An 11,933-nucleotide genomic window follows, 5' to 3' on the forward strand; every position below is an offset into this window, starting at 1 on the left:
CCCTCCTGTGAGAGTCTTGCGCGCCCTTGGCGGCCGGGAACTACCGGCCGAAACCGCACTCTAATCGGCCCTTCGCCGAGTGCGAGCCCCCGGAGAGCTGGATGACCCGACTGTTGCTGCTACTGCTGTGCCTCGTGGCCCTGACGCCACTGCCGGCGGCCGCGCGCCTGACGGCCCAGCCGGAAAACTGGGAGCAGGAAAGCAGCGATAGCCGTGACCTGGCCTCCATCCGTTCCGGCGGCACTCTCCGCGTTCTGGTCAACCAGAGCCGCAACAGCTTCGGCGAAATCAAGGGCGAGCCCATCGGCGTCGAGTACCGTCGCCTACGGGCCTTCGAGCAGTATCTCAACGACAGCGCCCCGGGCCGCAAGCCGCTCACCATCAAATTCATTCCCAAGGCCAAGGATCAACTGCTCGGCGCCCTGCAGCGCGGCGAGGGCGATCTGGTCGCGCCCGGGGAAGTCCTGCTGGCCCGCGATGGGCAGAATGTCAGCGCCAGCCTGCCGTGGAAGGAAGACGTACCGCTGGTGCTGGTGACCAAGCAGGGCAACCGCAAGCTCATCCGCCTGGAGCAGCTTGCCGGTCGCACCGTTACCCTGCCGGCCGGCAGTGCGGCAGGCGACGCCATCCAGCGGGTCAACGAGCGCCTGGCACAAAAGCGGATGGCGCCGATGGTGCTGGAGTGGACCGACTCCACGCTGGCCGTGGAAGACGTGCTGGAGATGGTCCAGGCCGGCATCTTCAATTACACCGTGGTCGAGCAGCCCATCGCCGAGCGTTGGGCCAAGGTCTTCACCAAGCTGCGCATCGATCGCCACCTGGTGCTGGACAACACCGAGAGCATGACCTGGTACGTGCGCCGCGATGCGCCGATGCTGCGCGCCAGCGTAAACGGCTTCCTCAAGGCCTATCGCCCGCCGGCGGACCAGGACAGCGCCTTCCAGCGCCTCTACCGCCGCGCCTACCAGGTGCGCAATCCGCTGGTGGCGCCCGATCGCAAGCGTCTGGAGGCGGTGCGTCCGACCTTGCAGCGTTACGGCGAACAGAACAAGGTCGACTGGCTGGCGCTGGCGGCGGTGGCATTCAAGGAGTCCAACCTCGATGCCAGCGCGCGCGGTTCCGGTGGCGCCACCGGCCTGATGCAGATCACCCCGGCGGCGGCGCGCGCCGTGGGCGTGGATACCGTGCACCAGAAGGAGAACAACGTGCAGGCCGCCAGCCGCTACATGGCGATGCTGCGCAAGCGTTTCTTCTCCAGCCCGCGGATCAGCGAGCGCGATCGCATGGCCTTCGTGCTGGCGGCCTACAACGCCGGCCCCGAGCGGGTCCAGAGTCTGCGCGCGGAAGCCAAGCGCCAGGGGCTCAACCCCAATCAATGGTTCTTCCAGGTCGAGCGAGTGGCGGCCGAGCAGCTAGGCATAGGCGTAGTGAACTATGTCAGCAGCATCAACAAGTACTATCTTGCATATCAGCGTGAGCGTGATGGCCTGGAGCTACGAGAGAGCGTGGCAGCGATCAAGAAGTAATTAATTAATTCGATAGTTATCAGTGTAATTTTGCGCTTTTTATATCGGAATAATTGGCTATATTGATCCCCAAGCAACCACGGTTGCGGCCCACTCTCCTCTACACAAGGAATCACCATGAGCTCGCTGATCAAATCCATCATGTCCACCAATGCTGGCGCTGGCCTTGCCGTCCTGCGCATCACCACCGGCCTGACTTTCATGGCTCACGGTTCGCAGAAGCTCTTCGGCGCCTTCGGCGGTCCGGGCCTGCAGGGCATGGCGGGGTGGCTGGAATCCATCGGCGTGACCCCGGGCTACCTGATGGCCACCCTGGCCGGCAGCGCGGAGTTCTTCGGTGGTCTGGCGCTGGTGCTGGGCCTGCTGGTGCGCCTGGCGAGCATCCCGCTGATCGTTGCCATGCTGGTCGCCGTGTTCAGCGTGCACCTGGCCAACGGTTTCTTCATTCAGGGGAACGGCTTCGAATACGCCTTCACCCTGATCATGATCAGCGTCGCGCTGCTGATCAGTGGCGCCGGCCCGTTCTCCCTGGATCGCAAGTTGTCCAGCTGATCGCCGAAGCGGTAACGAAAAAGGGCGGACACCATCAGGTGTCCGCCCTTTTCATTTGCCTGCCGGATCAGTGGAACAGGTACTGCACGCCGCCATTGATCAGGCCGCCGCCGACCAGCAGGAAGACGAACAGCCCGGCGCCCAGCAGCAGCGGCTTCGGCCCTTCCTTGCGCAGGTCGCCCAGGCGGGTGGCCAGGCCCAGGGCGGCCATGGCCATGCCCAGCATCACGTCGTCCAGTTGCTGCAGCGGCGCCAGCCAGCTTTCCGGCACCCAGCCCAGCGAACGCAGCCCGGTGACCAGCAGGAAGCCCACGGCGAAGCCGGGGATGTGCAGCTTGCGACGCTGGCCCGGTTCGGCGGCTTCCGCGCAGCCGACGCGGCCGAGGATCAGCAGCGCCGGGGCCAGCAGCAGGACCCGCAGCATCTTGCTGATCAGCGCGGCATCAGCGGCGGCCGGGTCCATGGCGCGGCCGGCGGCGACCACCTGGGCGACTTCATGGATGGTCGAGCCGGTGAACACGCCGAACGCCTGCTCGCTGCCGAACAGGTTCGGCAGGGCCGCGTAGATCAACGGGTGAAGCAGCATCGCCAGGGTGCCGAACAGCACTACGGTGGCCACGGCAACGGCGGTGTGCTCGGCGCGCGCCTTGAGTACCGGACTGCTCGCCATGACCGCCGCGGCACCACAGATGGCGCTGCCGGCGCCGATCAGCAGAGCACTTTCGCGCGGCAGCTTCAGCCAGCGTTCGCCGATCCACCAGGCCATGCCCAGGGTGCTGGCGACCATCAGCACGTCGATGACCAGGGCGGCGGGGCCGAGGGCGGCGATGTCCTGGAAGGTCAGGCGCAAGCCGTAGAGCACCACGCCCAGGCGCAGCAGTTGCTGGCGGGACAGGTCCACGCCGGGACGGATGCCGCCGAAGCGGGCCAGCCCGAGGTTGCCCGCCAGCAGGCCGATCAGGATGGCCAGGGTCAGGCTGCCGAGGCCCAGGTGTTGCAGTGCGGGAATTTCCATCAGCTCGCGCGAGCCGAAGGTGATGGCGAGGCAGAGCAGGGCGCCGGGCAGGTAGTAGGGCAGGCGGCGTAGGGCGTTCATGAATGGCTCCTTGTGTAAGGTGAAACCATGGTGCCGCGCCCATGCTTAGTGTAAAAACGGATTGTTCTTATTGAGTTGACCGGTTTTATCGATATGGGCCCTCGCATCACCCTTCGCCAGTTGGCGACCTTCACCGCCATCGCCGAACTGGGCAACGTCACCCAGGCGGCCGCGCGCATCGCGCTTTCGCAGTCGGCGGCGAGCCAGGCATTGCAGGAGTTGGAGCGCGCACTGGGAACGCGATTGTTCGACCGCAGTGGCAAGCGCCTGGCGCTGAACAACAACGGCCGTGCCTTCTACCCGAAGGCCAGTGCGCTGCTGGCCCAGGGTGAGGAACTGGAGAAGCTGTTCGAGTCCGCGCCGGTACAGCTGAGCCTGGGGGCGAGCCGCAGCATTGGCGGCTATCTGCTGCCGCAGGTGATGGCGGGATTTCTCGCCGAGCTGCCGGACAGCCGCCTGCAATTGCAGGTGGCCAACAGCCGCGATGTGATCGAGGCGCTGGCCGAGTTTCGCCTGGATGTCGCGTTCATCGAGGCGCCGATCCAGCATCCGCAGATCCAGCTCACGCCCTGGGCCGACGATGAGTTGTTGCTGGTGGTCGCGCCGGGTCATCCGCTGGCGCTGGCCCGCCAGGTCACCCTCGAAGACCTGGCGGCGGCGCGCTGGGTGCTGCGCGAGGCGGGGTCGGGCACCCGCGTAACCTTTGAGCAGCAGGTACTGCCGCGCCTGGGCAGCGTCAACGCTCCCCTGGAAATCAGCAATGCCGAGGCGATCAAGCATCTGGTCGGTCGCGGCGTGGGGATCGGCTGCCTGTCGCAGCGCGTGGTGCAGGCGGAATTGGCGCGGGGAGAGCTGGTACGGCTGGACAACCCGCTGGGCCCCTTGCGCCGCACCTTCTTCTGCGCGCTGCACATCGACAAGTTTCCCACGGCCGGGCTGCGTCGCTTCCTCGACTACGCGCAGTCAGGCGTGGTCTAGCGGCCATTCGCCGAGCGGGCGATAACGCACGCCGGCCGGACTGTTTTCCGAGCTGTACAGGGTGATGGCACGGGCCGGCAGCTCGAAGAACGGCTGTGCGGTGGGCAGGCTGTGGGCGTGACGCGCCAGGGTGAGGTGCGGGTGGAAGGGGCGTTGCTCGATTTCGAAGGCATGGGCCTGCAATGCTTCGCGCAGGGCCTGCACCAGCTCGTGGAGTTCGCTGGGCACCTCGCTCGGCGCCAGGTGCAGGATGCCGTTCTTCCAGCGTGCCAGGTGGTCCAACTGCAGGGTGAAGGCGCGGCGTGGCAGGCTCGCGCCGATGGCCAGCAGTTCCGCCTTGCGACCACGGGGAGTGGCGCCGAGGAAGGCAAGGGTCAGGTGCAGGTTGGCTTGTGCAACGCTCTGGCCATCCAGGTGCAGGCCGTCGCGCCAGGCGCAGATCGCCGCCGCCAGCTCCGGTGGACAGGGCAGGGCGAAGAACAGCCGCAGCGGGGGTGTGGTCATCGTGGGATTCCTCGACTGAAGTCGCCTTGACAGTATCGCCGGGGCTTATCTAGGATGCCGCTCAGCGCCGATTTAAGTAGCAACTTGCGGGGCGCGGATGCGGCAATGCCGGCATCGAAATACCGCTAAAGCGCTGGTTCGGTGTGCCTCTCGCCGCGTCCAGCAGGACCCTTGAGGCGGAGACGTGACACCATGACCTGTCCCAACCCGCATGTGCGCCTGGCCCCGATCACCACCGGCCTGGTGCGCCGCAACCCGAAGATTCTCCTGGGCGGCAATCACCAGCCCACCCTCGTCCGTTACCTTGATGGCTGGCCCAAGCGCTGGAACGGCTCGCGCACCTTCCTGATCCAGTTCGCCGAAACCGTCGCCGACATCGCCCGTTTCCCCTCCGACAGCTTCGACTTCGCCGTGGTCCAGGCACCGGGCGCCGAGCAGCTGGAGTCTACCGTTCGCGAGCTGACCCGCGTCGCCCGGCAGGGGCTGATCACCCGGCGTCCGCAGCCGCTCTGAGCTCATTCTGTAGGAGCGAGCTTGCTCGCGAACCTGCCTCGGCTTTGGCGCTGCCGGTGACTCCGTTCGCGAGCAAGCTCGCTCCTACAGGGCTGTGCCGATGACGGATCAGGGATACTCGATCTCGATCACGAACCACATCTTCTCGCCAGCCGGGCTGCGCACCATCACCTCGGCATCCAGCTGCTTGCCCACCAGGGCGCGGGCGAGCGGCGAGTCGATGCTGATGTGGTTGTTGCGCAGGTCGAGTTCGTCCGGGCCGACGATGCGATAGCGCGCCTGCTCGCCGTCTTCATCCTCCAGGGTGACCCAGGCGCCGAAGTACACCTTGTTCGGGTCGGCCGGGCGCTCGCTCACCACCTTGCAGTTTTCCAGGCGCTTGCGCAGGAAGCGCACGCGGCTGTCGATCTCGCGCAGCATCTTCTTGCCGTAGGTGTACTCGGCGTTTTCCGAGCGGTCGCCCTGGGCTGCCGCTTCACTCACCGACTGGGTGACCTGGGGGCGGCGCACGTTCCACAGTTCGTGCAGCTCGGCGCGCAGGCGCGCTTCGCCTTCGGGGGTGATCAGCGGGGTACCGGCGGGGCGGGGAGGGCGATAACGGCTCATGGCTTCCGAGGTGACGGGGATGATGAGGGGAGTCTACCCGATCAGCCTTCGCGCAGCAGGCGCAACGGGCTCACGCTCAATGCCCGCCGCGTGCCGAGCAGTCCGGCGCCGCCGACCAGCAGCGCGCCCAGTACGGGCAGCGCCAGCAGCCAGGGGTGCGGGCTCCACGGCAGCTCGAAGACCAGCCGGTACAACAGGTAGCTGATCAGCTCGCAGCCCAGCGCCGCCAGCAGCCCGCTGACCGCGCCGAGCAGGGCGAATTCGCTGCGCCGGGTGCGCATCAGCAGCTGGCGTTCCGCGCCCAGGGCACGGAGCAGGGCGCCCTGGCGCAGGCGCTCGTCGAGGGTGGCCTGCAGGCCGGCGAAGAGCACCACGAAGCCGGCGGCGAGGACGAATACCAGCACGTACTCCACCGCCAGCGTCACCTGATCGAGGATGCTGCGCAGCTGTGCGAGCAGTGCGTCCACCGGCAGCAGCGTGACGGTCGGGAAGGCGCGCGCCAGTTCGATCAGGTCGCGCTCCTGGCTGATCGGCAGGTAGAAGCTGGTCAGGTAGGTCACCGGCAGGTCGGTCAGGGTGCCGGGCTCGAAGACCATGAAGAAGTTCGGCTGGAAGTTGTCCCACTTCACCGAGCGCAGGCTGCGCACCTGTGCCTCGCGGGTCTGGCCGGCGACACTGAAGCTCAGGCGGTCGCCGACCTTCAGGCTGAGGTTGTTGGCGAGCTTCTCTTCCACCGAAACGCCGGGCAAGGCGCTCTGTTCTCCGGCCTGCCACCACTGGCCGGCGACGATCTGGTTGCCTGCGGGCAGGCGCGCCGACCAGGTCAGCCCGAGGTCGCGTTGCAGGGCGCGCTCGCTGCGGACGTCCTCGCTCAGCGCGTGGACCGGCTGGCCGTTCACCGCCACCAGGCGACCGGGCACCATCGGATAGAGGTCTTCGGCGTTGGGGGAGAGCTTCTTCACCCGCTGCTCGAAGCTGTCCTTCTCGGCGGGGAGGATGTTCAGCGCGAAGTGATTCGGCGCGTTCGCCGGCAGCTGCGCGTGCCAGGTGTCCAGCAGCTCGCCGCGCAGCAGCGCGATGAGCGCCATGGCCAGCAGGATCAGGCCGAAGGCCAGGCTCTGTCCCGCCGCCGCCAACGGGTAGCGCAGCAACTGGCCGACGCCAAGGCGCCAGGGCAGGCTGGCGCCTTGCAATGCCCTGCGCAGGCCACGCAGGGCGAGCAGCAGGAGGACGCCGAGGATCACCGCGGCGATGGCGCCGCCGCCGAGCAGGGCGAGGGTCAGTTTCAGGTCCAGGCTCAAGCGCCACATGATCAGGCCCAGGGCGATCAGTGCGCAGGTATAGGCCATCCAGGTGCGCATCGGCACCGGCAGCAGGTCGCTGCGCAGCACCCGCAGCGGCGGTACGCGACCGAGTGCGGCCAGCGGAGGTAGGGCGAATCCGGCGAGGGCGACGAGGCCGGTTCCCATGCCCGCCAGCGCGGGGACTATCCCTGCTTCGGGAATCTGTGGTGGCAGCAGGTTGCCCAGCAGATGCATCAGGCCCTGCTGGGCGAGCCAGCCGAGGACGGTGCCGCAGAGACTGGCGACCAGCCCCAGGGTGAGCAATTGCGTTCCATAGAGAAGCAGGGCTTCCCGGCGTGACAGGCCAAGGCAGCGCAGCAGTGCGCTGGCGTCGAAGCGGCGGGTGGCGAAACGGTTGGCCGAGAGTGCCACGGCGACGCCGGCGAGCAGCACGGCGGCGAGGCTTGCGAGGTTGAGGTAGCGTTCGGCGCGGCCGAGGGCGTCGCCGATCTGCCGGTTGCCGTGGTGGGCGTCCTGCAATTGCTGGTTGGCGGCGAGGCCGTCCTGCGTTGCCTTTCTATAGGCCTGCAGCGCCTCCGGCGAGCCGCCCCAGAGGTCGCGATAGCGCACGCGGCTGCCGGGCTGGACTACGCCGGTGGCGTCCAGGTCCTGCAGGTTCATCAGCACCCGTGGCGTCAGGCTGTAGAAGTCGCCGGCGCGGTCCGGCTCATAGGTCAGTACGCGGGTGATGCGCAGGGACTTGCGGCCGATGTCGACGCTGTCACCAACCTTCAGTTCGAGGCTCGCCAACAGACGCGACTCGACCCAGATCTCCCCCGACTGCGGTCGGCCGCCTTCGACTTCGGGCTGCAGGGGCTCGGGCGCGCTCTTGAGTTCGCCGCGCAGGGGGTAGCTGTCGCCCACCGCTTTCACGCTGCTGAGCTGGATGCCCTGGTCGGTGGCTACCACGCTGGAAAATTCGACGCTGCGCGCGTGCTGGAGGCCGAGCCTGAGACCGCTGTCGATCTGTTCGCCGGTGGCGGGTTGGGTGCCGCTCAATACCAGGTCGGCGCCGAGGAATTCGGCGGCGCGCACCAGCATCGCGCCATTGAGCCGGGCGCTGAAATAGCCGATGGCGGAACTGGCCGCCACCGCGATCAGCAGGGCGAAGAACAGAACCCGCAATTCGCCGCTGCGCCCCTCGCGCCACAGCTGGCGCAAGGACAGGCGGAACAGGTTCGGCAGCGACAGTGGCTTCATCGGCTCTCGTCCGTCAGGGTTCGGCGTGGTCGATCAGGTGGCCGCTTTCCAGGCGGATCTGGCGCTGGCAGCGGTGGGCCAGGCGTTCGTCGTGGGTCACCAGCACCAGGGTGGTGCCGCGTTCGCGGTTGAGTTCGAACAGCAGGTCGCTGATGCGCTCGCCGGTGTGCGTGTCGAGGTTGCCGGTGGGTTCGTCGGCGAACAGCACGTCCGGCTCGGCGGCGAAGGCACGGGCAATGGCGACGCGCTGTTGCTCGCCGCCGGAGAGCTGGCGCGGGTAGTGGGTCAGGCGTTGGCCGAGACCGACGCGCTCGAGCAGTTCGCGGCCGCGTTGCCGGGCGTCCGCGCGGCCATCGAGCTCCAGCGGCAGCATGACGTTCTCCAGGGCGCTGAGGCTGTCGAGCAGTTGGAACGACTGGAACACGAAGCCCACGTGGGCGGCGCGGACGCGTGCGCGCTGATCCTCGTCCAGGCTGCCCAGCGCATGGCCGAGCAGGACGATGTCGCCGTTTGACGGCAGGTCGAGCCCGGCGAGCAGGCCGAGGAGGGTGGATTTGCCGGAGCCTGAACTGCCGACGATCGCCAGGCTGTCGCCGCGGGAGAGGTCGAGGGAGAGGTCGTGGAGGATCGTCAGCTTGCCTTCCGCGCTGGAAACAACCTTGCTAAGGTTTCGCGCGGTGAGAATGCGTTCGCTCATGGAGAATCCGATGCGTGCATGGCTAATGGGCGGCTGCCTGGCGTTGCTTCTGATTGCGCAGCAGGCTGCGGCGCAGACGCTGTTGGTCGTCGGCGATAGTATCAGCGCCGGTTTGGGGCTGGATACCGGCCGGGGCTGGGTGAGCCTGCTGGACAAGCGCCTGAAGGAGCAGGGTTTCGGCTACGAGGTGGTCAATGCGTCGATCAGCGGTGACACCAGCGCGGGTGGCCTCGCGCGCCTGCCGGCGCTGCTTTCCGCACAGAAGCCGACGCTGGTGGTGATCGAGTTGGGCGGCAATGACGGGCTGCGTGGAATGGCGCCGGCGCAATTGCAACAGAATCTTAGCGGCATGGTGCAGCTGTCGCAGAAGGCGGGTGCCAGGGTGGTGCTGCTGGGTATGAGGCTTCCGCCGAACTACGGGCAGCGTTATACCGATGCGTTCTCCAAGGTGTTCGAGACGGTCGCCCAGGAGCAGAAAATCGCTCTGGTGCCGTTCTTCCTCGACGGTGTCGGCGGGGTGCCGGGAATGATGCAGGCGGATGGCATTCATCCGGCCCTCGCTGCGCAGCCTAAACTGCTCGACAATATGTGGCCGGCGCTCAAGCCGCTGCTCTGAATTACGCTGTATCAAGGCTTCCCCGCGAACGGCCTTTCGGCTATGTTTGCGCACCCTTCTGGAGCCCCTATGCCGCGCCCCGCCTGGACTCACTTCGCCTACCAGCTGATCGAGCCCGATGAGCAGCTGGATCTGTTCGCCTGCCGCGAGGTCCGGGTGCACCTTGTCGCGCGCCAACTGGAGCTGGGAACGCCGGCCGACCGCACGCTCTGCGGCAGCTTGCTGCCGGCCCAGCCTCTCTGGCGTGGGCTCGAGAAGCCGCTGTTGCGCGACCGCCGCGTGTGCGGCGCCTGCCTGAAACAACTGGAACAGGAAAAGCACGGCGCGCGGGCCTCCTGGCTCGTCTGATATCTCCCAGTGACGCGGCTGGCAGTGGTAAACTGGTTCCCCTTTGCCCATTGCCCATGTCAAGGATTCTCGGATGTTGTCGCGCGTCATTGCCGCCTGCTCGCTGTCCTTAGCCGCGTTGCTCTCGGCCCCCGTTTCCGCCATTGAATTGCCGCTGCCGGCGCCGGGCGACGATATCGTCGGTCAGGTACAGGTGATCAAGGCCAAGTACGAAGACACCTTCGCCGACCTCGGCGAGAAATACGGCCTCGGCTACTCCGAAATGATCGCCGCCAACCCGGGCGTCGATGCCTGGCTGCCGGGCGTGGGCACCGAGGTGATCATTCCGACCCGCTTCATCCTGCCGGCGGGACCGCGCGAAGGCGTGGTGATCAACCTGGCCGAGTACCGCCTCTACTATTACCCCAAGGGCAAGGATGTGGTTTACACCTACGCCCTGGGCATCGGTCGTGAGGGGTGGGGCTCGCCGGTCGGCAGCACCACTGTGATCGCCAAGACCAAGGACCCGGCCTGGTATCCGCCGGCTTCGATCCGCGCCGAGCACGCAGCCGATGGCGATCCGCTGCCTACCGTGGTGCCGGCGGGTCCGGACAACCCGCTGGGTCCGTACAAGATGAGCCTGGGCTTCCACGGCTACCTGATCCACGGTTCGAACAAGAAGTTCGGCATCGGTACCCGCACCAGCCACGGTTGCTTCCGCATGTACAACTGGGACGTGACCCAGCTGTTCTCGATGATTCCGGTGGGCACCAAGGTGCGCATCATCAACGAGCCGTACAAGTTCGGCCGCAGCGAAGGCAAGATCTATCTCGAGGCGCACGCGCCGATCGACGACAACGGCAATCCGTCGGTGGTCGACAAGCACACTGCAGTGATCAATGCGCTGCTCAAGCGCGAAGACATCGCCAGCCAGATGCAGATGGACTGGAACGTGGTGCGTGAAGTCGTGGCTGCCGAAGATGGTCTGCCGGTCGCCATTGCCCAGCCGCAAGCGCAGGGTGCGCCGGTTGCGGCCACTGTCGATCAGGACGCCATGCCGCTGCAGTAACTCGTACTGCTTTGAAAGAGCCCGCTTCGAGCGGGCTTTTTCTTGCGCGCGCTTTCTGCGGGCATAAAAAAACCGACCCCGAGGGGTCGGTTTTTTAACAGATCCGAAGATCTATTACTTGCGGCTGGCTTTGTCCAGCATGCGCAGAGCGCGCTCGTTAGCCTCGTCAGCGGTCTGCTGGGCTTTCTGAGCGGCGGCCAGAGCTTCGTCAGCCTTGCGATAGGCTTCGTCAGCACGGGCTTGAGCGCGAGCAGCGGCGTCTTCAGTAGCGGTCAGACGTGCTTCGGTTTCTTTCGAGTGGCTGCTGCAACCGGTGGCCAGAACAGCAGCCAGAGCCAGAGCAGAGAATTTCAGAACGTTGTTCATCGTGTTCCCCTTAAGGTGGACATTTCCATTAAAAGCAATCTCCCATGACTGGGAAATTAGCCGGACTACATAGTACCCATTACTTGTAGTAAGTAAACTGACTGGACGCAAGTAAGGCACTTTTTTTTCATGTAAGGACGGTATTTGCAGTTGCGAGAGGCGGATTTGGGCAAAAACTGTCCAATCTGGCAAAGGAGTGTTTCCAATGGGTGTCAGACGGGAGGGTAGTCTGTTTCTGTCGATGGGGAACTGGGCGGTCAGATGACTGTCGTCAATCGTCGAACAACTGTTTAATCGCCATTATGCAGTTGTCCGCAAGTGGCAACTTGCTGGGCGTGAAAAAGTGTGGCGACATAACGAAAAAGCCCGGCTAATTGCTTAGCCGGGCTTTTTCATGATCTGGCGGTGAGGGAGGGATTCGAACCCTCGATACGATTTCTCGTATACACACTTTCCAGGCGTGCTCCTTCAACCGCTCGGACACCTCACCAGATTTCTCGACAGCGCTGTGTCTGTCGAGGCGCGCACTTTACTCAAAGG

13 protein-coding genes and 1 tRNA gene are annotated in these 11,933 nt (G+C 65.7%); 7 read left to right on the plus strand and 7 right to left on the minus strand.

From position 1 onward, the window contains the following. Positions 1-101: 101 nt before the first annotated feature. Positions 102-1,526: a transglycosylase SLT domain-containing protein gene (locus ACNFBT_RS04620; protein WP_416746851.1), complete on the plus strand. Its 1,425-nt coding sequence runs from the start codon at positions 102-104 to the stop codon at positions 1,524-1,526. Between the two features lie 117 nt (positions 1,527-1,643). Continuing rightward, a complete protein-coding gene (locus tag ACNFBT_RS04625) occupies positions 1,644-2,078 on the plus strand; it encodes a DoxX family protein (protein WP_416746853.1) in 435 nt (144 codons plus the stop codon). 67 nt (positions 2,079-2,145) lie between these two features. Here ACNFBT_RS04625 and ACNFBT_RS04630 read toward each other — a convergent pair whose 3' ends face one another. Beyond that, the gene (locus tag ACNFBT_RS04630) at positions 2,146-3,174 is read right to left on the minus strand and encodes a YeiH family protein (RefSeq protein ID WP_416746855.1); all 1,029 of its coding nucleotides are present in this window, start codon (positions 3,172-3,174) and stop codon (positions 2,146-2,148) included. Positions 3,175-3,267: 93 nt separating this feature from the next. Between ACNFBT_RS04630 and ACNFBT_RS04635 the strand changes: the two genes are divergently transcribed. Then, positions 3,268-4,152: a LysR family transcriptional regulator gene (locus ACNFBT_RS04635; RefSeq protein WP_416746857.1), complete on the plus strand. Its 885-nt coding sequence runs from the start codon at positions 3,268-3,270 to the stop codon at positions 4,150-4,152. Here the strand turns inward: ACNFBT_RS04635 and thpR are convergent. Then, the gene (gene thpR, locus ACNFBT_RS04640) at positions 4,138-4,656 is read right to left on the minus strand and encodes an RNA 2',3'-cyclic phosphodiesterase (protein WP_416746859.1); all 519 of its coding nucleotides are present in this window, start codon (positions 4,654-4,656) and stop codon (positions 4,138-4,140) included. The two genes, ACNFBT_RS04635 and thpR, sit on opposite strands and share 15 nt — an antisense overlap. A 192-nt stretch (positions 4,657-4,848) precedes the next feature. Between thpR and ACNFBT_RS04645 the strand changes: the two genes are divergently transcribed. After that, positions 4,849-5,169 (plus strand): hypothetical protein, encoded by a 321-nt coding sequence (locus ACNFBT_RS04645; protein WP_416746861.1) that lies wholly within the window; start codon positions 4,849-4,851, stop codon positions 5,167-5,169. Between the two features lie 108 nt (positions 5,170-5,277). Here ACNFBT_RS04645 and greB read toward each other — a convergent pair whose 3' ends face one another. Genes greB through ACNFBT_RS04660 form a run of 3 tightly spaced genes read right to left on the minus strand, consistent with a single transcriptional unit; the run spans position 5,278 to position 9,015 of the window. Further along, entirely contained in the window at positions 5,278-5,775 is a 498-nt protein-coding gene (gene greB / locus ACNFBT_RS04650; RefSeq protein ID WP_416746863.1) for a transcription elongation factor GreB, read from the minus strand. Between the two features lie 41 nt (positions 5,776-5,816). Next, on the minus strand, positions 5,817-8,318 hold the full coding sequence (locus ACNFBT_RS04655; protein WP_416746865.1) for an ABC transporter permease: 2,502 nt from the start codon (positions 8,316-8,318) through the stop codon (positions 5,817-5,819). 13 nt (positions 8,319-8,331) lie between these two features. Then, positions 8,332-9,015 (minus strand): ABC transporter ATP-binding protein, encoded by a 684-nt coding sequence (locus ACNFBT_RS04660; RefSeq protein ID WP_416746867.1) that lies wholly within the window; start codon positions 9,013-9,015, stop codon positions 8,332-8,334. A 10-nt stretch (positions 9,016-9,025) separates the two neighbouring features. Between ACNFBT_RS04660 and ACNFBT_RS04665 the strand changes: the two genes are divergently transcribed. The 3 genes from ACNFBT_RS04665 to ACNFBT_RS04675 all read left to right on the plus strand — a co-directional run bounded on the left by ACNFBT_RS04665 (position 9,026) and on the right by ACNFBT_RS04675 (position 11,027). Then, on the plus strand, positions 9,026-9,631 hold the full coding sequence (locus ACNFBT_RS04665) for an arylesterase (RefSeq protein WP_416746869.1): 606 nt from the start codon (positions 9,026-9,028) through the stop codon (positions 9,629-9,631). A gap of 69 nt (positions 9,632-9,700) precedes the next feature. After that, entirely contained in the window at positions 9,701-9,979 is a 279-nt protein-coding gene (locus ACNFBT_RS04670; RefSeq protein WP_416746871.1) for a hypothetical protein, read from the plus strand. 73 nt (positions 9,980-10,052) lie between these two features. Continuing rightward, positions 10,053-11,027, plus strand: coding sequence for a L,D-transpeptidase family protein (locus ACNFBT_RS04675; RefSeq protein WP_416746873.1), 975 nt, complete (start codon positions 10,053-10,055; stop codon positions 11,025-11,027). Between the two features lie 114 nt (positions 11,028-11,141). Here ACNFBT_RS04675 and oprI read toward each other — a convergent pair whose 3' ends face one another. Together oprI and ACNFBT_RS04685 are read right to left on the minus strand one after the other, a co-directional pair. Beyond that, complete coding sequence (gene oprI / locus ACNFBT_RS04680; protein WP_017517003.1) at positions 11,142-11,393, minus strand: outer membrane lipoprotei OprI; 252 nt, start codon at positions 11,391-11,393, stop codon at positions 11,142-11,144. A 400-nt stretch (positions 11,394-11,793) separates the two neighbouring features. Continuing rightward, positions 11,794-11,883 (minus strand) — tRNA-Ser (locus tag ACNFBT_RS04685). Between the last annotated feature and the right edge of the window lie 50 nt (positions 11,884-11,933).

The organism is Pseudomonas sp. NY15181, from assembly GCF_048068055.1.
Classification (GTDB): Bacteria; Pseudomonadota; Gammaproteobacteria; order Pseudomonadales; family Pseudomonadaceae; genus Pseudomonas.

Excerpts from the sequence above, each read along its gene's own strand:
- ACNFBT_RS04665 (WP_416746869.1), top strand. The coding sequence starts at position 9,026 with ATGCGTGCATGGCTAATGGGCGGCTGCCTGGCGTTGCTTCTGATTGCG.
- ACNFBT_RS04670 (WP_416746871.1), top strand. The coding sequence starts at position 9,701 with ATGCCGCGCCCCGCCTGGACTCACTTCGCCTACCAGCTGATCGAGCCC.
- thpR (WP_416746859.1), bottom strand. The coding sequence starts at position 4,656 with ATGACCACACCCCCGCTGCGGCTGTTCTTCGCCCTGCCCTGTCCACCG.
- ACNFBT_RS04625 (WP_416746853.1), top strand. The coding sequence starts at position 1,644 with ATGAGCTCGCTGATCAAATCCATCATGTCCACCAATGCTGGCGCTGGC.
- ACNFBT_RS04660 (WP_416746867.1), bottom strand. The coding sequence starts at position 9,015 with ATGAGCGAACGCATTCTCACCGCGCGAAACCTTAGCAAGGTTGTTTCC.
- ACNFBT_RS04645 (WP_416746861.1), top strand. The coding sequence starts at position 4,849 with ATGACCTGTCCCAACCCGCATGTGCGCCTGGCCCCGATCACCACCGGC.
- oprI (WP_017517003.1), bottom strand. The coding sequence starts at position 11,393 with ATGAACAACGTTCTGAAATTCTCTGCTCTGGCTCTGGCTGCTGTTCTG.
- greB (WP_416746863.1), bottom strand. The coding sequence starts at position 5,775 with ATGAGCCGTTATCGCCCTCCCCGCCCCGCCGGTACCCCGCTGATCACC.
- ACNFBT_RS04655 (WP_416746865.1), bottom strand. The coding sequence starts at position 8,318 with ATGAAGCCACTGTCGCTGCCGAACCTGTTCCGCCTGTCCTTGCGCCAG.
- ACNFBT_RS04675 (WP_416746873.1), top strand. The coding sequence starts at position 10,053 with ATGTTGTCGCGCGTCATTGCCGCCTGCTCGCTGTCCTTAGCCGCGTTG.
- ACNFBT_RS04630 (WP_416746855.1), bottom strand. The coding sequence starts at position 3,174 with ATGAACGCCCTACGCCGCCTGCCCTACTACCTGCCCGGCGCCCTGCTC.
- ACNFBT_RS04620 (WP_416746851.1), top strand. The coding sequence starts at position 102 with ATGACCCGACTGTTGCTGCTACTGCTGTGCCTCGTGGCCCTGACGCCA.
- ACNFBT_RS04635 (WP_416746857.1), top strand. The coding sequence starts at position 3,268 with ATGGGCCCTCGCATCACCCTTCGCCAGTTGGCGACCTTCACCGCCATC.